Source organism: Clostridia bacterium, from assembly GCA_014360065.1.
Classification (GTDB): Bacteria; Bacillota; DSM-521; order Neomoorellales; family JACIYF01; genus JACIYF01.
Map to the genome: position 1 here is coordinate 1 of JACIYF010000061.1, position 16136 is coordinate 16136.

Here is a 16136-nt window from a genome sequence, read left to right on the forward strand (position 1 = left end):
GGGGAGGGTCTAGTTGAGGCCTTGGTTAGCGCTACAGGAGGAAAAATGGTTAGCTGCCAAGTTACTGGACCCCTGGGAAAAAAGGTACGTGCCTCTTATGGACTGCTGGGCGATGACCAAGGGAGGACGGCAGTGATAGAAATGGCTGCTGCCTCAGGGTTGGCTTTGGTACCTAGGGAACAGCGCAATCCTCTTCTGACCACTACTTATGGTACGGGGGAGTTGATTCGGGAAGCCCTTGATGCTGGTTGTCGAAGAATCATTGTTGGGATCGGAGGTAGTGCCACCAACGATGGGGGAGCAGGAATGGCGCAATCCTTAGGAATAAGGCTTCTTGATGACCAGGGGAAAGACATTCCGTGGGGTGGCGCTGGCTTGCTCCAGCTTGAGCGTATTGATGCTAGCGGCTTGGACCCACGCATCCAGGAGTGTGAGATTGTGGTAGCCTCAGATGTCGCTAACCCCCTCTGCGGACCCCAGGGGGCTGCCCATGTCTATGGCCCTCAGAAGGGAGCTACCCCGGAGATGGTTATAGAACTAGATCGAGGACTAGCGAGATTGGCGGAGGTAGTTAGGCGGGACTTGGGGGTCGAAGTGCTAAATGTTCCCGGAGCTGGGGCAGCCGGCGGGCTGGGGGCGGGGTTGATGGCTTTTCTGGGAGCTAAGATGCGTCCTGGTATTGAGCTGGTGCTGGAGGCCGTGGAACTGGAAAGAAAAATGGCTGGTGCCCAGCTGGTCTTCACCGGGGAAGGACAGATTAACTTTCAGTCTGCCTACGGAAAGGTGCCGGTAGGGGTGGCTCAGCTGGCCAAGCGCCGTGGGTTGCCAGTCATCGCCGTGGTGGGATCGATTGGGTCAGGGGCAGAGGCGGTATATGAAAAGGGGATAGATGCCATAGTATCGATTATGAACCGCCCTATGGCCTTAGAAGAAGCCTTGGTTAAAGAGAATGCAACCAAGCTTCTGGCGGATGCTTCGGCTCGGACCATGATGTTGCTGAAATTAGGGTCAACCATACCTGCTTGGGATTAGTAATCCTCGTCCAGGTCATCGAACTCATCGGCGGCTAGGGCGTGTGCGGTTAACTCGTCTTCTGTAAAATCCGCCTCCACCCTAGCTTCCGCCTCTTCTTCAAGGAAGGAATTACCTCCGGCTATGAACATTGCTCCCATCGCAAACCAAAGGGCTTCTTCATCAGTGCAGTCAAATACGGGGCCTTTGGCGAGCCTTGCCATTCCTTTGCGAGCCATGGTCCATCACCCCTTCGTTCATTATACCAAAAAACAAACTGTGGTTGGTCAAAAATAAATAATTGTCTGGTTTAAGGGGTAGGCCTGGAGGTGAACAATGCGCGGCCATTGCCATGTGCGAGGTGATTGGTTTGGCCCGTATGGGGACAGGTAAAGTGCTTGGCGTTAGCTACTTGCTCCAGCTGTGCCTACTGGGATTGCTCAATCTTGGTTAATCTGCTATAATACGCGCGTGTCGGAAAGAGAGGTGAGCGATAATGAAACCAGGCATTCATCCCAAGTACGAAGAAGCAACGGTTACCTGCGCTTGTGGCAATACTTTTACTACCCGGTCTACTAAGAAGAACATCCGGGTGGAGATTTGTTCAAAGTGCCACCCGTTCTACACCGGGACTAGGCAACGGATGGTGGAGCGCGGAGGCAGGGTGGATAGATTTAAAAAGAGGTATGGAATGTAACTTTCCAAGTAGGCGCAGGGCTTGCGGGCTCTGCTTTTTCTTTTTTGTGGAAATACCTGGCAGGTTCTAGGGTCCAATGAGAGATGAGAGAGAGGAAGCGCCATGGGCGAAGCCGCTCCTTCCTTCCAATACGGGGGGCAAGCAGTCATAGAAGGGGTAATGATGCGGGGTCCGACCGATATTGCCATTGCGGTGAGGCGCCCCGGGGGAGGAATATCCATCTACAGGCAACAAACGCCCAGCTTATCCCAACGATACCCGTGGCTTGGCTGGCCGATCATCCGGGGGTGTGTAGCTTTAGGTGAGGCTTTGGTTTTGGGCATTCAAGCGCTTAGCTACTCGGCTACCCAGGCAGGGGAAGAAGATGAGCAGCTTAGCTCCGGGGAGATGGCCCTTACTATAGTTTTGGCCCTGGTCGTTGCCGTAGGATTGTTTGCTGTGCTTCCTGTCATCGTAGTTCGGCTGGTGGAAGGACGAATGCCACCGATTACTATTAACCTGGTGGAGGGCTTAGTCCGGATTGGCCTGTTCTTGGGCTATCTGGTTGCTATTAATCAGATGCGGGAAATTAGGAGGGTATTTGCCTACCATGGGGCCGAACACAAAGTTATTTTTACCTGGGAAGCCGGTGAAGAGTTGACCCCAGCTAATGCTCGTAAATACTCTACTCTGCACCCTCGCTGCGGCACCAATTTCATCCTGGTGGTATTGCTAATTAGTATCATCGCTTTTTCGATAATAGAGACCCCCTCCCTGGGTTGGCGAATCCTGTCTCGGGTATTGCTGCTGCCCATAATTGCGGGTGTAAGTTATGAAGTCATAAAGTGGGCGGGACGGAATTTTTCCCGGCCTTGGGTGCGGTGGATAATTGCGCCTGGCCTTTGGTTGCAAAGGCTGACTACCCAAGAGCCGGACGACGGGCAGCTAGAAATAGCAATTTGTGCTCTAAAAGAAGTTCTCAAGCTGCCAGCAGAAAGGCTGAATTAGCATGGCAGCCTTAGTGGAATAATGGAATGGAAGCGAGGTGAGGTGAATGATCAGCGATATATACGAGAAACTTGAAAGCTTAGAGGATAGATACGAGGAACTAGGCCAGCTCATGACCTCGCCGACGGTTATAGCTAACGTTCAGGAGTTGCAGAAACACGCGAAAGCCCATGCGGCCTTGGAAGAAGTAGTTGAAGCGTATCGTGCCTATAAGAAAGTCAAGCGCGATCAGGAAGAAGCCCGCCAAGTTCTGGAGGAGGAAACTGACCCCGAGTTGTTGGCGCTGGCTAGGGAAGAACTTGATGAGTTAGAACAACAAGAGGAAAGGCTGGAGCGGCAGCTACGTATTCTCCTCCTGCCTAGGGATCCCAACGAGGAAAAGAACGTAATTGTGGAGATTCGGGCCGGGACCGGTGGCGAGGAAGCAGCCTTATTTGCGGCCGATCTCTTTCGCATGTACTCTCGCTATGCTGACCGCCGAGGATGGAAAATTGAGATCATGTCTAGCCATTTAACCGATCTCGGTGGGTTTAAAGAGATAATCTTCCTGGTGGAGGGCAAGGGGGCGTACAGCCGGCTCAAGTTTGAAAGCGGAGTGCATCGGGTGCAACGCATTCCTGTCACCGAGTCGGGTGGACGCATTCATACGTCGGCGGCTACGGTAGCGGTGTTGCCAGAAGCCGAAGAAGTGGAAGTAGAGATTGATCCAGACGACCTACGGATTGATGTATTTTGCTCAAGTGGCCCCGGGGGGCAGTCGGTAAACACCACCCAGTCGGCAGTCCGGATCACCCATATTCCCACTGGGATTGTGGTCTCCTGCCAGGACGAAAAGTCACAGCACAAAAATAAGGACAAGGCGATGCGGGTTTTGCGGGCGCGATTGCTCGACCGCGCCCAGCAGGAACAGCAGGCCCAATTGGCTAGTACCCGGCGCAGCATGGTTGGATCCGGAGACCGAAGCGAACGAATTCGTACCTACAATTTCCCCCAGAACCGGGTTACTGATCACCGCATCGGCTTGACTATACACCGCCTGGACCAAATCCTCGATGGGGATCTCGATGAGATCATCGAAGCTCTAATCACCATTGATCAGGCGGAGAGACTAAAGCAGGTGGAATAAGATTGAGGGCGCCGACCTCCAACCGCCAAGCCCTTCGATGGGCAACTTGTTTTTTACGGCAACGGGGAGTAGAGAATCCGGCTCTGGAAGCAGAGGTCCTGCTACGCCATATCAGGGGCTGGGACCAGGCCCAACTTTACAGTTGCCTAGAGTCCAGGATTGATCTAAAAAACTGGGGGCGATTCAGGAGACTGGTCCGGTTGCGGGCCCGCCGCTGGCCAACCGCTTATCTAACCCAGCACAAAGAGTTTATGGGTTTGGACTTTATGGTCACCCCGGATGTGTTGGTTCCACGCCCGGAAACGGAGATACTAGTGGAAACTGCCTTGCGGATAATCGAGCATATGTGGGCGGGTAGGCAAGGGGCTCAAGGGAGCCCCTTAAAAGTTATCGACGTGGGGACTGGTAGTGGCGCCATTGCTCTGAGCCTGGCTAAATATGCCCAGGTCCCCCTGGAACTTTGGGCTACAGATCGTAGCTCGGCGGCGCTTACGGTTGCCAAGCAAAACTGCTTACGCCTGCAATTGGAGGGGAGAGTAAAATGGGCAAAGGCTGATTTGCTCGAGGGCTTGGCTAGCCAGGGCTGGGACCTGGTGGTATCTAACCCCCCATATATTCCCCGACCTGAACTGGACAGGCTACCCCCTGAGGTGAGACGAGAGCCTAGGTTGGCTTTGGACGGGGGATCAGATGGACTGATGATTTATCGCCGCCTGATTCCCCAAGCTGCGGCGGCGCTTGCACCGAAGGGGTGGTTGGCGTTAGAAATTGGTTGGAACCAGGCTCAAGCAGTCAGCGCCTATGTGCGGTCCACCGGGAGGTTTAATGAACCCATGGTGATCAAGGATTACGCTCAAAAGGATCGAGTCATTATTGCCGAGCGCTGGACCTAACTTGGTTGGAACTTTAGCTGCGAGGTGACTCACGATCAAGGATACCATTTACATTCGAGTTGACCCCAAACACCCGGAAGCGGATCGGATCGCTACGGCTGCCCAGCTTATACAGGCTGGGGAAGTGGTAGCCTTTCCCACCGAAACCGTCTACGGCCTAGGCGCGAACGCTCTTGATCCTAGTGCGGTAAGGCGCATTTTTGCTGCCAAGGGGAGGCCTGCTGACAATCCCCTCATCGTCCATGTGGCCGATCCTGAGGCTATACCTCCTTTGGTCAGCGATTGGCCCCCGGCGGCGCAGAAGCTACTCCAGGCCTTCTGGCCGGGTCCCCTTAGCATTATTGTTCCCCGTAGCCCGCTAATCCCGGACCAGGTCACCGCCGGCCTAGATACAGTAGCCATTCGCATGCCTAGCCATCCGGTGGCCCAGGCTTTCATCAGGGCTTGTAGGTTGCCTATAGCGGCTCCTAGCGCCAACCTATCTGGTCGCCCCAGCCCTACCACTGGCATTCATGTTTGGAATGACTTGCAAGGCAAAATAGCAGCAGTCGTTGATGGTGGACCTTGCCAGGTAGGAGTCGAATCTACGGTTGTGGATGTCACAGCTCCCGTACCGATGATTCTCAGGCCTGGCGGTATTACCCGGGAGCAACTACGAGCAGTTCTAGGCGAGGTGGATGTGGATCCAGTAGTGGTGGCTCGAGCCAAATATGACCAGCAATTTACGCCTCGCTCACCGGGCATGAAATACAAACATTATGCCCCCCGGGCCGAAGTTTATTTGGTGGAAGGACCCCTGGAGGTGGTGCCGAAGCAGATCTTATCCTTGGTTGGCCAATATCGACAAAAACATAGGTCTCGCGCACCTATAGCTGTCCTGGCCAGCGACGAGACTTTTTCTGAATACGCTAGCGCAGCGGCAACTGTACGTCCGGATGTTCTCATCAGCTTAGGGAGCCGCGAGCGGCTGGAGGAGGTAGCAGCGTCCCTGTTTTCAGCCCTTAGGACTTGCGACCAGCGGCAGGCTAAGGTAGTCTTCAGCGAGACCTTTCCTGAGGATGGAGTAGGTTTAGCGATTATGAACCGGCTCTGCAAGGCGGCGGCATTCAGAATCATTAAAGCCTGAAACCCCAACCTAAAGGCCAGGCTCAGGGCTGGTACTAACTATCCTTTTCCTGGAATAAATTCCTAGGAGAGTTATAAGTAATCTCGTTGCCGGCAAGTAGCCTTAGTGGAAGGCTAGGAGTGTAGCCATGGAAAAGGTAGTCTGGCTCAGTTTTCTGGCTGGGATGGCTACATTGGCCGGCGCCCTGTTGGTGCTGGTGAGTGAAGGCTTGGTGCGCGTGCAGAAGGCGCTGGCAGGGTTGCTGGGCTTTGCAGCCGGGGTAATGATAGGCGTGGTGACCCTTGACCTGTTGCCGGTGGCTATGGCTTACGGTAATGTAACCCAAGTAGTCGCAGGTATAGCGACAGGGATCCTGGTAATGTATATGTTAGATTTGCTGGCAGCGGGTCCGTGGGCGGAATCACGCCAGTACGGCTCTCTAGCAGTTTTAGGCTACTTGGTGGCAGGGAGCATTGCCCTCCATGACCTCCCCGAGGGGTTGGCCATCGGCGTAGGTTACGTAGCTCAGCGGTCCCTAGGGTGGACCATAGCTTTGGCGGTGGCGATACATAATATACCCGAAGGCATGGCGATTGCCGCTCCGCTGAGAGCTGAAAAGGTTGATGCCTGGACAGTTTTGCTATTAGTAAGTAGCATTGCGTTAGTAACGCCGTTGGGGGCAATTATTGGCTGGCTGATGGCCGACTTGACCCGCCAATTAATAGGCTTGCTGATGGCGCTGGCTGCTGGGGCCATGATTTACGTCATTCGTTTTGAACTCGTACCTAGCTCGCGGAACTTGAATTCTGGCTTCGCCAGCTGGGGTCTTTTTTGGGGAATAGTGGCAGCGCTACTCTTGGAAAGGGGGTAAGCTATGGACCTGGGGGCCACAACGGTCATAGCCATTGCTTTGGGTGCAGATGCCTTGTCCATGGCAGTTGGATTAGGCACTGCCGGAATCCGAAGAAAAGTTGCGGGTACCATAGTGGCCACAGTACTAGTGATGCACATTATCATGCCCTTGATTGGGCTGAGGGTAGGTCTGGCGCTAGGGGCGGCAATTGGTAACCTGGCGACGGCGCTAAGCTTTGTCATCCTGGTATACTTGGGAGGCAAAATGATTTGGAACGTTTGGCATGGGATTCCCGGTATTGGCAACGGCTCCTATGAACTTTTAAAGCGCCCCCTTAGAGTTCCACCGCTGTTAGGTAGCAGGTTGGCTTCTGGTGGTTCTTCGGGTTCAGTGATAGCCTCCGGCTTGGGGGCAGTTTTGATTCTTGGGGCCAGTGTCAGCATGGATGCGCTGTCGGCCGGGTTTGGGTTGGGAGTATTGGGAGGTAAGATTTGGCAGACAGTCCTGGTTTTCGGGCTGGTAGCTGGCTCCATGACCGTTTTGGGCTTTTCTTTAGGACGGGGCGTGGGTAAATGGCTAGGTCAGAAAGCCCAGCTAGTAGGTGGCTTAATCTTATTGCTCATGGCTTTGCACTTGGCATGGGGGTGATGAGTCTATCAGAAGCGACCAAGAAAAGCTATAATGTATTAGGCGGGTAGAGGTTTGTTGCCGAGACAGTTTCAGGTGGGGTGGAAGCTTGCCGCAAATACTCTTTGTTTGTACCGGCAATACTTGTCGGAGCAGCATGGCTGAGGCTATTGCCCGACACCTGCTCGCGCAGCAGGGGCGGACTGATGTCCAAGTTATTTCAGCTGGGATAGCTGCTTTCCCGGGCAGCCCGGCTTCGGCTAATGCCGTTAGTGCCTTAGAAAGAATGGGCATAGACCTAAAAAGTCACCGGGCTCAACAAGTAACGCCCGAAATGATAGCTAGATCGGATTTAGTACTTACCATGACCAAAGATCAGAGAGATTACCTGCGGCGATTATCTCCTGAGCATGCGGACAAGATCTACCTGCTCAAGGAGTACGGCTTACGTGGCTCGGCGAAGTTTTTGGCAGAGAGAAAGCGTTTGGCCGAACTCGAGCAGCAAATACAAGGACAGATCGAAGAATTTCTAGAGGTTCATGGAGAAGCCATGCGGAAACTCATCCGCCAAAGGAATGAGTTGAAGGAGAAACTCAGACAAGTGGAGAATGAATTGGCCCTGTGGGAAAGGCGCTTAGAGCAGGCGACAGCGCCGACTCGTAAGGCCTTGGAGAGGGCGGAACGGAGCTTGCTTAAAGAGCTGGAGATTTCCGATCCCATAGGTTCTTCCCGGGATGAATACTGGCATTGTGCTCAAGAAATAAGGGACAGCACAGCTTCTGCCTTAGAGAGGTTTTTGAGGGAGGCTAACCAAGATTGATAGGCATAGGTTGTGACCACGCTGGCTTCCAACTAAAAAAGATGATTATGGCCCGCCTCAGAGACAATGGCATCGCCTATGAAGACTTGGGTACAGCCAGCGAGGATTCGGTAGACTATCCCGATTATGCGCTCAGAGTGGCTGAGGGAGTAATGGCTGGGCGCTATGACCGCGGCATCCTTATTTGTGGCACTGGTATTGGCGTGGCTATTGCCGCCAATAAAGTTCCTGGCATTAGAGCTGCCAATTGCCATGACCCGTTATCAGCCAAACTGTCTCGTCAGCATAACGACGCCAACATCTTGACCTTGGGCGGCCGGATAATTGGACCGGAGCTGGCGTGGGAAATTGTGCAGGTGTGGCTGGCAACACCTTTTGCTGGCGGCAGGCACCAAGGCCGCATCGATAAAATAACCGCCATTGAGGAGAAGTATGTAGGTAAGGAGAGGGCAACCAGGGATGGACATGGAAAACTCTAGCAACACATTTTGGGAGCAGGTCTTTTCTACCATTGAAGCTACCGATCCGGAGATAGCTGAGGCTTGTCGGCAAGAACTCGAACGCCAGCGGGACCACCTAGAGCTGATCGCTTCCGAAAACTTCACTAGCGCAGCGGTGATGGCAGCCCAAGGTACGGTGCTAACCAACAAGTATGCTGAAGGCTACCCCGGACACCGTTATTATGGCGGCTGCGAGTTTGTAGACGTGGTTGAAGAATTGGCTCAAAAGAGAGCAAAGCAGTTGTTTAACGCTGAGCATGCCAACGTTCAACCCCACTCCGGCGCTCAAGCTAACACCACAGTATATTTTGCTGCTCTCCAACCTGGAGACGTAGTCATGGGGATGAGCCTTTCCCACGGTGGTCACCTTACCCACGGGAGCCCGGTAAACCTTTCAGGACGGTACTACCAGTTTGTGCCCTATGGAGTGCATCCTGAGACGGGGCGTATCGATTACGACCAGGTGGAGAAGCTGGCCCGACAACACCGCCCTAAGTTAATTGTGGCTGGGGCCAGCGCTTACCCTCGCTTTATCGATTTTGGGAGGTTCCGCCAGATCGCTGACCAGGTAGGCGCATTGCTAATGGTAGATATGGCTCATATCGCTGGCTTGGTGGCGGCGGGTATCCATCCTAGTCCGGTCCCCTATGCTGATTTTGTTACCAGTACTACCCATAAAACCCTGCGGGGCCCGCGAGGCGGTTTTATTCTCTGCCCGCAGGAGCGAGCCCAAGCCATAGATAAGGCGCTTTTTCCAGGGATTCAAGGCGGTCCGCTCATGCACGTAATTGCAGCCAAGGCGGTTGCGTTTAAAGAGGCCTTGGGGGAAGGCTTTCGGCAGTACCAGATGCAGGTAGTCGCCAATGCCAAGGCCCTAGCGGCAGAGCTAATCAACCTTGGTTTTCAGCTGGTATCGGGCGGCACTGACAATCACTTGATCCTGGTGGACCTGCGGAATAAAGGCGTGACTGGTTGTGAAGCCGAAGACAAGCTGGAGAGCGTGGGAATAACCGTGAACAAAAACACCATTCCTTTCGATCCTCAGCCTCCTGCTGTAGCCAGCGGTATTCGCTTAGGGACTCCAGCCGTGACTACTAGGGGGATGAATACTGAGGCCATGGCCGAGATTGCCAAGGCTATTGACTTGGCGCTAACAGGAAATGACGTGGCTGCCAGGCGGATAGTGGCCGATCTCTGCCGATGCTACCCCTTATACCAGCGGTAGTCTTGGAAAAATAAAGATTGACGGTAAGAGGCGTTGATTATGCGTCCTAGCTGGGATGATTACTTTATGGATATTGCTTCCCTTGTGGCTAGGCGTTCCACCTGCCTGCGCCGACAGGTTGGAGCCATCATTGTTAAGGATCGCCGTATTCTTACTACCGGCTACAACGGGGCTCCTTCGGGGTTAGCCCACTGCGATGAAGTTGGGTGTTTACGGGCTGATCTACACATTCCTGCCGGCGAGCGTCACGAGCTTTGCAGGGGGCTACATGCTGAACAGAATGCTATCATCCAGGCAGCTGTGTATGGGGTGAGCATTGAAGATGCGAGCATCTATGTTACCTACCAACCCTGCGCAGTTTGCGCCAAGATGCTGGTCAACGCTGGGGTGAGGAGGGTAGTTTTTAAGGGTGATTACCCGGATGGTTTGGCCCTAGAGATCATGGAGGCGGCAGGGGTAAAACTGGTTCAACTTGGCCCGAATCACGATTAGCCAGGGGTGGATGGGCATGAAGAGCAAGGCTATTATTCTTCCTCGCTTGGACAACCTCTCCCCCACCATGGAATCAACGGCTCTAAAATTAATGGAAGAAGCCGGCGAATTGGCTCAAGCTATTGGCAAATTCCGGGGCTTAAATGGGGAAGCGGTGACGCTGGAGGATAAGGAGATCATTGATCGCATAACTACAGAACTTTTAGATGTTGCCCAAACTGCGATTTCCATGATGTTTGTACTGGAGGAGAACTACGGGGTGGACTTGGAAACCGCGGTAAAGCGTCATGTGGAGAAGTTGGCTAGGAAAGGATATATCAAGTCTATAGTAGGATTAGATTAGCAAACGCCCGAGCCAAAACCGACATAGGAGTGGAGGTGGGGCTCCTTTTGGCAGCAAAAGTCGTAGCAATATTTGGTACCAGGCCAGAAGCTATCAAGATGGCGCCTCTGGTCAATCTACTTCAAAGCTTTTCCCAGCTGGAGACTAAAGTGGTGGTCACTGCTCAACATCGGGAGATGCTTGATCAAGTATTGGAACTGTTTAACATTGAGCCCGACTATGATTTAAATATTATGCATCGAGAACAGAGCCTTTTTGACATAACCACACGGGCATTAACTGGCCTCGGGGAAGTGTTGGCCCTTGAAAAACCCGACCTAGTTTTGGTGCATGGCGATACCACTACCACCTTTGCCGGCGCGCTGGCGGCTTTTTACCACCACCTAAAAGTGGGTCATGTAGAGGCGGGGCTGCGAACCCGCAATAAGTATTCTCCCTTCCCTGAGGAGATGAATCGTCGCCTCACTGGAGCCGTTGCCGACCTGCATTTCGCTCCTACCCATACTGCCAAAGCTAGCCTATTGGCAGAGGCAGTGCCGGCAACCAGCATCTTTGTCACCGGAAATACGGTTATAGATGCGTTGTTAAACACAGTAGACCGCGGGTATGATTTTAGCGGCGGTGGAGAGGGCCTAGCTGAGCTAGTTCAAGCAGCCCAGCGGGGTCAAACCCGGTTGCTGTTGGCAACTGTCCACCGGCGGGAAAGTTGGGGTCGGCCCATGAGGCAGATATTCCTAGCTTTTGCCGATCTAGCCCGAGCCTACTCCGACATAGATATCATCTTCCCCGTGCACAAGAATCCCAGGGTTCGCAGTTTAGCCCAACAGATTTTGGGCGGGCTTCCCCGGGTGCATTTGACAGAACCTCTGGAGTATGCCCCCTTTGCCAATTTGATGGCCCATTCTTATTTGGTACTCACTGATTCTGGCGGCTTGCAGGAAGAAGCTCCAGCTCTAGGAAAGCCAGTGTTAGTACTGCGGGAGACTACCGAGCGACCGGAAGCGATCGAGGCTGGGACAGTTAAGCTAGTGGGCACCTCCAGGGCGCGCATCGTTAGCGAAGCCACCCGTCTGCTGGAGAATCCCCGGGCCTATGCGCAAATGGCCAATGCTATCAATCCCTACGGAGACGGCCAGGCGTGCCGCCGAATTGGCCAGATCATATTGCATTACTTCGGCCTAGCGCCCGAATTGCCGGAGGAGTTCACTCCCGGTGGGATAGGTACTTAAGACCCATTTTTTTATTTTTCAAACGAGGAAAATGAGCATTTATATTTAATATATTTGCCTAGGATGCAATTATTGTCGGTGGCCAAATCTAGACAGCTTGTACCGAAAGCGCTAACATTATCGTTAAGGTTTAGAGCTTTGACCGACCCGAGCTGGGCTGATAGGCAGGGTGACTGTCTGTATTGGTTGCGATAGTAATTTTTTTCTCTTGGTTAGGGGGTGTAACCTTAAGTTTGAAGCCATTGCCGCTGGGGAATGGTTTTAGGGCTAAGGGGGTAGTAACGTGGAGCGAGTAGAATTAACGTCTGCTCGGGCAGCAAACCGTTCGTTCCTTGAAAGGGTGGAGCGTCAAAGCGGTGTTCAGGTTGAGGACTGTTACCAGTGCGGCAAATGTTCAGCTGGTTGTCCATTGGCTTTTGCCATGGATTATACTCCGCACCAAATCATGCGGATGCTGCAACTAGGCTTAGGCGAAGAGGCTATGAAATCACATACTGTATGGTTGTGTTCTGGCTGTGAAACTTGTGTTACTCGCTGTCCCCGTGAGGTTGATGTGCCTCGGGTTATGGATGTGCTGCGGATGGAGGCTAAGCGAGCCGGGGTAGTAAAGGAGAAGGCGGTAGACATCTTTTACAACTTGTTCTTGGATTCGGTGCGAAAAAATGGCCGGGTACACGAGATGATGTTGGCAGCCTGGTTTAACCTCCGGTCGGGGCAGCTATTCAAGGATGTGCTGCTTGCGCCAGTTATGTTCTTAAAAGGAAAAATTAGCCCCTTTCCTCAAAAGGCGGCGCCTGACGCTGTACAAAGGATTTTTGCCAAGGCTCAGGTTTGGGCGGGAGGTGAAAAGCATTGAGGTATGCGTATTATCCGGGGTGTTCCTTGCACGCTACCGGAAAAGAATACGACCTGTCCACTCGCCTAGTAGCCAAGGACTTAGGTGTCGACTTGTGGGAGCTACCTGATTGGACATGCTGTGGCAGTTCGGCAGCGCACGGAACCAATGCCATGCTGGCGTTGGCGCTTCCAGCTCGTAACCTAGCTTTGGCTGAGAAGGCTGGCCTCGATATGGCAGTGCCTTGCGCTGCTTGTTATGCCAGGTTACGCAATGCGGAGCTGGCAGTAAGGAAATCCTTGGATCTACAAGAGGCCATTCAAGACATTATCGATATGGAGTACCAGGCTACCCAGGAAGTATATGCGCTTCTAGACATTATGGCTAATCGGGTGGGATTGGACCTAATCAAGGAGAAGGTTAAAAAGCCGCTATACGGGCTCAAAGTGGCCTGTTATTATGGTTGCTTATTAGTCCGGCCTCCGGAGGTAGGGGCTTTTGATGATCCAGAAGACCCTCAATCCATGGACCGGCTAATGGAGGCAATTGGAGCCGAGGCTGTACCCTGGGCATATAAAACTGAGTGCTGTGGTGCTGGCCATTCTACCACCCGCACCGATATTGCTTTGAAGATGCTCTATGACATTCTCCGCAACGCTAAGTTGTCAGGGGCCAATTGTTTGGCCACCGCCTGCCCTCTGTGTATGTTAAATCTAGACATGCGTCAGTCGGCAGTTGAGCAGAAGTACGGCCAACAATTCCGCTTCCCAATCTTCTACTTTACTGAGCTTATGGGCCTGGCGCTGGGCCACGAGCCTAGGGAACTGGGCATCGATAAGCATTTCGTTGATGCCATGCCCCTGTTGGGACTTATCCAAGCCGAGCCAATGGTGAGAGAAGAGTCGGCTAGGGGGAGGGAAGAAGAATGAAACGAGTAGGAGTTTTCATTTGCCACTGCGGGACCAATATTGCGGCAACGGTGGATGTAAACCAAGTCACTGAAGCTGCCAAGAGCATGCCGGATGTGGTTTACGCCACCAATTATCAATATATGTGCTCTGAGCCTGGCCAGCAGCTCATCCGCGATGCCATAGCTGAACATCGCCTAAACCGGGTGGTGGTGGCTTCCTGTACTCCCCGCCTGCATGAGCCCACCTTCCGAAAAACTTTGGAAAGTGCCGGACTCAACCCGTTTCTCTTTGAAATGGCCAATATCCGTGAGCAGTGCTCATGGGTGCATGCCAAGGAGCCTGAGAAGGCTACCAGGAAAGCCATCGATCAGGTTCGGATTGCGGTAGCCAAAGTGCGGCGCAACTACGCATTGGAAACAAGCTTTATCCCCATTAATCATCGGGCGCTAGTAATTGGCGGAGGTATTGCTGGGATTCAAGCAGCCTTAGATATCGCCGATGCTGGCTATGAAGTTGTGATTGTCGATCGGGAGCCTACTATTGGTGGGAACATGGTTAAGCTTGATAAGACCTTTCCCACCTTAGATTGTAGTGCTTGAATAAGCACGCCAAAGATGGTTGCTGCGGCGCAGCACCCTAACATCAAGCTAATGACCTATTGCGAGGTTGAAGAAGTAAATGGTTATGTAGGTAACTTTTCGGTCACCATCAGGCAAAAGGCTCGCTCGGTTAAGCCGGAACTGTGCACCGGTTGCGGCACTTGCATGGAAAAATGCCCTACCAAGGTCCCTAGCGAGTTTGATTTGGGGCTGGGGACTCGTAAGGCCATATATACGCCTTTTCCTCAGGCAGTGCCAAATATCCCAGTAATTGACCGGACGGTCTGTCGCCACTTCACGCGGGAAAAAGGTAAGTGCCGGGTATGCAAAAACGCCTGCCCGCGGGAAGCAATCGATTACGAACAGACTGACGAGTTAATCACCATGGAATTTGGCAGCATTGTAGTAGCAACCGGGTACGAGCTGTTCGACTGGACCAAGACTTATGGTGAATACGGCTACGGCAAATACCCTGATGTCATTAGCAGCTTGCATTTTGAGCGGATGAACAACGCTTCCGGTCCTACTGGTGGAAAAATTATCCGTCCCTCCGACGGTAAGGAACCCAAGGTAGTGGTGTTTATTCAATGCGTGGGGTCTCGGGATGAGGCCAAGGGTAAGGAATACTGCTCCCGTGCTTGCTGCATGTACACGGCCAAACATGCACACCAAGTCTTGGACAAGATCCAGGGTGGGGAAGCCTACGTGTTCTATATGGATATTCGAACTCCCGGCAAGGCTTATGAAGAATTCTTGCAGCGCGTCATCCATGAGGGAGCTGTCTATTTGCGAGGCCGAGTTTCTCGGGTTTACCCGCAGGGGGATAAGCTCATCGTTCGGGGTGAGGATACCTTGCTGGGCCGGCCAGTAGATATTGAAGCTGACTTGGTGGTGCTGGCTACAGCCATGGTGCCGAGCTCTGGTTACGAAGAAATTGCTAAAAAGGTTGGTGTCTCCATGGATAAGGATGGATTCTTCCAGGAGGCACACCCCAAACTGCGCCCAGTGGAAACTTTTACAGCGGGCGTCTTCTTGGCCGGGGCTTGTCAAGGTCCTAAGGACATTCCGGATACGGTGGCTCAAGCCAGCGGAGCCGCGGCCAAGGTTTTGGGATTGTTCTCCAAAGACCAGATGGCTACCGATCCGATGACGGCTGAAGTTGATACCGCCATTTGTTCGGGTTGTGCTCTCTGCAAGCCGATTTGCCCGTACAAGGCCATTGATATGGTCAAGTTGTCCGAGCGCATCGCCGGCAAAACCGTCGAGCGCCAAGTGGCCACGGTCAACAGCGGCCTATGCCAGGGCTGCGGCGCTTGCACAGTGGCCTGCAGAGCTGGAGCCATCAATCTCAAAGGGTTTACCAACGAACAACTACTAGCGGAGGTGGACGCCGCATGTCTGTGAAGATTGTCGCCTTCTGCTGCCACTGGTGTGCATACGCTGGTGCCGATTTGGCAGGACTAAATCGCCTGCAATACCCGGCAGATGTGCGCATGATCCGAGTTCCCTGTTCGGGCCGAATCAACCCCCAGTTTATACTGCGGGCTTTTCAACGGGGTGCAGACGGCGTACTGGTGGCTGGTTGACACCCCGGTGACTGCCACTATGTTAGTGGCAATTACTTCACCAGGCGGCGCTTCCTAGTCACCCAGCGCCTGTTGGAATTTGTAGGCATTGAGCCCCAGCGCCTGCGGGTGGAATGGGTCTCTAGCTCTGAAGCTGAGCAGTTTGCTACTACTATTAAGGAAATGACTGAGCAGATTGAAGCTTTGGGGCCAAATAGGAAGTTGAGGGATGCGCTATGAGCGATCTGACGCCTCAAATCCGAGATATGGTTAAAGAGCTATTGGCTAAAGGGGAAGTAAAGTACTTTATCGGCTGGG

General features: G+C 53.2%; 19 protein-coding genes. 18 read left to right on the plus strand and 1 reads right to left on the minus strand.

From position 1 onward, the window contains the following. Positions 1-1032 (plus strand): glycerate kinase (locus H5U02_09525; GenBank protein ID MBC7342667.1); only part of this gene is annotated, 1032 nt, incomplete at its 5' end. On the opposite strand, the gene H5U02_09530 is transcribed toward H5U02_09525, so the two are convergent. Beyond that, positions 1029-1250 (minus strand): hypothetical protein, encoded by a 222-nt coding sequence (locus H5U02_09530; GenBank protein MBC7342668.1) that lies wholly within the window; start codon positions 1248-1250, stop codon positions 1029-1031. The genes H5U02_09525 and H5U02_09530 overlap by 4 nt on opposite strands. A gap of 257 nt (positions 1251-1507) precedes the next feature. Here H5U02_09530 and rpmE point away from each other — a divergent pair, with 257 nt between their 5' ends. From rpmE to H5U02_09615, 17 genes are all read left to right on the plus strand, one after another. Further along, positions 1508-1708: a 50S ribosomal protein L31 gene (gene rpmE / locus H5U02_09535; GenBank protein MBC7342669.1), complete on the plus strand. Its 201-nt coding sequence runs from the start codon at positions 1508-1510 to the stop codon at positions 1706-1708. A 102-nt stretch (positions 1709-1810) separates the two neighbouring features. Further along, positions 1811-2695, plus strand: a complete 885-nt coding sequence (locus H5U02_09540) for a DUF1385 domain-containing protein (protein MBC7342670.1) — start codon at positions 1811-1813, stop codon at positions 2693-2695. Positions 2696-2753: 58 nt separating this feature from the next. Continuing rightward, complete coding sequence (prfA, locus tag H5U02_09545) at positions 2754-3821, plus strand: peptide chain release factor 1 (GenBank protein MBC7342671.1); 1068 nt, start codon at positions 2754-2756, stop codon at positions 3819-3821. Positions 3822-3823: 2 nt separating this feature from the next. Continuing rightward, a complete protein-coding gene (prmC, locus tag H5U02_09550; GenBank protein ID MBC7342672.1) occupies positions 3824-4714 on the plus strand; it encodes a peptide chain release factor N(5)-glutamine methyltransferase in 891 nt (296 codons plus the stop codon). Between the two features lie 34 nt (positions 4715-4748). Further along, positions 4749-5840: a threonylcarbamoyl-AMP synthase gene (locus tag H5U02_09555; protein MBC7342673.1), complete on the plus strand. Its 1092-nt coding sequence runs from the start codon at positions 4749-4751 to the stop codon at positions 5838-5840. 127 nt (positions 5841-5967) lie between these two features. Continuing rightward, on the plus strand, positions 5968-6690 hold the full coding sequence (locus H5U02_09560; GenBank protein ID MBC7342674.1) for a ZIP family metal transporter: 723 nt from the start codon (positions 5968-5970) through the stop codon (positions 6688-6690). Positions 6691-6693: 3 nt separating this feature from the next. After that, positions 6694-7320 carry a manganese efflux pump gene (locus H5U02_09565; protein MBC7342675.1) on the plus strand — a complete coding sequence of 209 codons (627 nt, stop codon included), beginning with the start codon at positions 6694-6696 and terminating at the stop codon, positions 7318-7320. A gap of 88 nt (positions 7321-7408) precedes the next feature. Beyond that, positions 7409-8119: a low molecular weight protein arginine phosphatase gene (locus H5U02_09570; protein ID MBC7342676.1), complete on the plus strand. Its 711-nt coding sequence runs from the start codon at positions 7409-7411 to the stop codon at positions 8117-8119. Continuing rightward, on the plus strand, positions 8116-8598 hold the full coding sequence (gene rpiB / locus H5U02_09575; GenBank protein MBC7342677.1) for a ribose 5-phosphate isomerase B: 483 nt from the start codon (positions 8116-8118) through the stop codon (positions 8596-8598). The genes H5U02_09570 and rpiB overlap by 4 nt, the downstream gene beginning before the upstream one ends. Beyond that, positions 8585-9844, plus strand: coding sequence for a serine hydroxymethyltransferase (locus H5U02_09580; GenBank protein ID MBC7342678.1), 1260 nt, complete (start codon positions 8585-8587; stop codon positions 9842-9844). Before rpiB ends, H5U02_09580 begins: the two co-directional genes overlap by 14 nt. A gap of 39 nt (positions 9845-9883) precedes the next feature. Continuing rightward, on the plus strand, positions 9884-10336 hold the full coding sequence (locus H5U02_09585) for a cytidine/deoxycytidylate deaminase family protein (protein MBC7342679.1): 453 nt from the start codon (positions 9884-9886) through the stop codon (positions 10334-10336). A 16-nt stretch (positions 10337-10352) separates the two neighbouring features. Next, complete coding sequence (locus tag H5U02_09590) at positions 10353-10679, plus strand: nucleotide pyrophosphohydrolase (protein ID MBC7342680.1); 327 nt, start codon at positions 10353-10355, stop codon at positions 10677-10679. A gap of 98 nt (positions 10680-10777) precedes the next feature. Further along, positions 10778-11908: a UDP-N-acetylglucosamine 2-epimerase (non-hydrolyzing) gene (gene wecB, locus H5U02_09595; protein ID MBC7342681.1), complete on the plus strand. Its 1131-nt coding sequence runs from the start codon at positions 10778-10780 to the stop codon at positions 11906-11908. A 283-nt stretch (positions 11909-12191) separates the two neighbouring features. Beyond that, positions 12192-12764, plus strand: coding sequence for a 4Fe-4S dicluster domain-containing protein (locus H5U02_09600; GenBank protein MBC7342682.1), 573 nt, complete (start codon positions 12192-12194; stop codon positions 12762-12764). Continuing rightward, positions 12761-13672 (plus strand): CoB--CoM heterodisulfide reductase iron-sulfur subunit B family protein, encoded by a 912-nt coding sequence (locus H5U02_09605; protein ID MBC7342683.1) that lies wholly within the window; start codon positions 12761-12763, stop codon positions 13670-13672. The genes H5U02_09600 and H5U02_09605 overlap by 4 nt, the downstream gene beginning before the upstream one ends. Continuing rightward, positions 13669-15657: a CoB--CoM heterodisulfide reductase iron-sulfur subunit A family protein gene (locus H5U02_09610; GenBank protein ID MBC7342684.1), complete on the plus strand. Its 1989-nt coding sequence runs from the start codon at positions 13669-13671 to the stop codon at positions 15655-15657. The genes H5U02_09605 and H5U02_09610 overlap by 4 nt, the downstream gene beginning before the upstream one ends. After that, the gene (locus tag H5U02_09615; protein ID MBC7342685.1) at positions 15648-16058 is read left to right on the plus strand and encodes a hydrogenase iron-sulfur subunit; all 411 of its coding nucleotides are present in this window, start codon (positions 15648-15650) and stop codon (positions 16056-16058) included. Before H5U02_09610 ends, H5U02_09615 begins: the two co-directional genes overlap by 10 nt. Positions 16059-16136: the final 78 nt, after the last annotated feature.

Bases quoted from the DNA above. Each gene is read 5' to 3' on its own strand.
- H5U02_09530 (MBC7342668.1), bottom strand. From the start codon at position 1,250: ATGGCTCGCAAAGGAATGGCAAGGCTCGCCAAAGGCCCCGTATTTGAC.
- rpmE (MBC7342669.1), top strand. From the start codon at position 1,508: ATGAAACCAGGCATTCATCCCAAGTACGAAGAAGCAACGGTTACCTGC.
- H5U02_09540 (MBC7342670.1), top strand. From the start codon at position 1,811: ATGGGCGAAGCCGCTCCTTCCTTCCAATACGGGGGGCAAGCAGTCATA.
- H5U02_09560 (MBC7342674.1), top strand. From the start codon at position 5,968: ATGGAAAAGGTAGTCTGGCTCAGTTTTCTGGCTGGGATGGCTACATTG.
- H5U02_09565 (MBC7342675.1), top strand. From the start codon at position 6,694: ATGGACCTGGGGGCCACAACGGTCATAGCCATTGCTTTGGGTGCAGAT.
- H5U02_09580 (MBC7342678.1), top strand. From the start codon at position 8,585: ATGGAAAACTCTAGCAACACATTTTGGGAGCAGGTCTTTTCTACCATT.
- H5U02_09585 (MBC7342679.1), top strand. From the start codon at position 9,884: ATGCGTCCTAGCTGGGATGATTACTTTATGGATATTGCTTCCCTTGTG.
- H5U02_09590 (MBC7342680.1), top strand. From the start codon at position 10,353: ATGAAGAGCAAGGCTATTATTCTTCCTCGCTTGGACAACCTCTCCCCC.
- wecB (MBC7342681.1), top strand. From the start codon at position 10,778: ATGGCGCCTCTGGTCAATCTACTTCAAAGCTTTTCCCAGCTGGAGACT.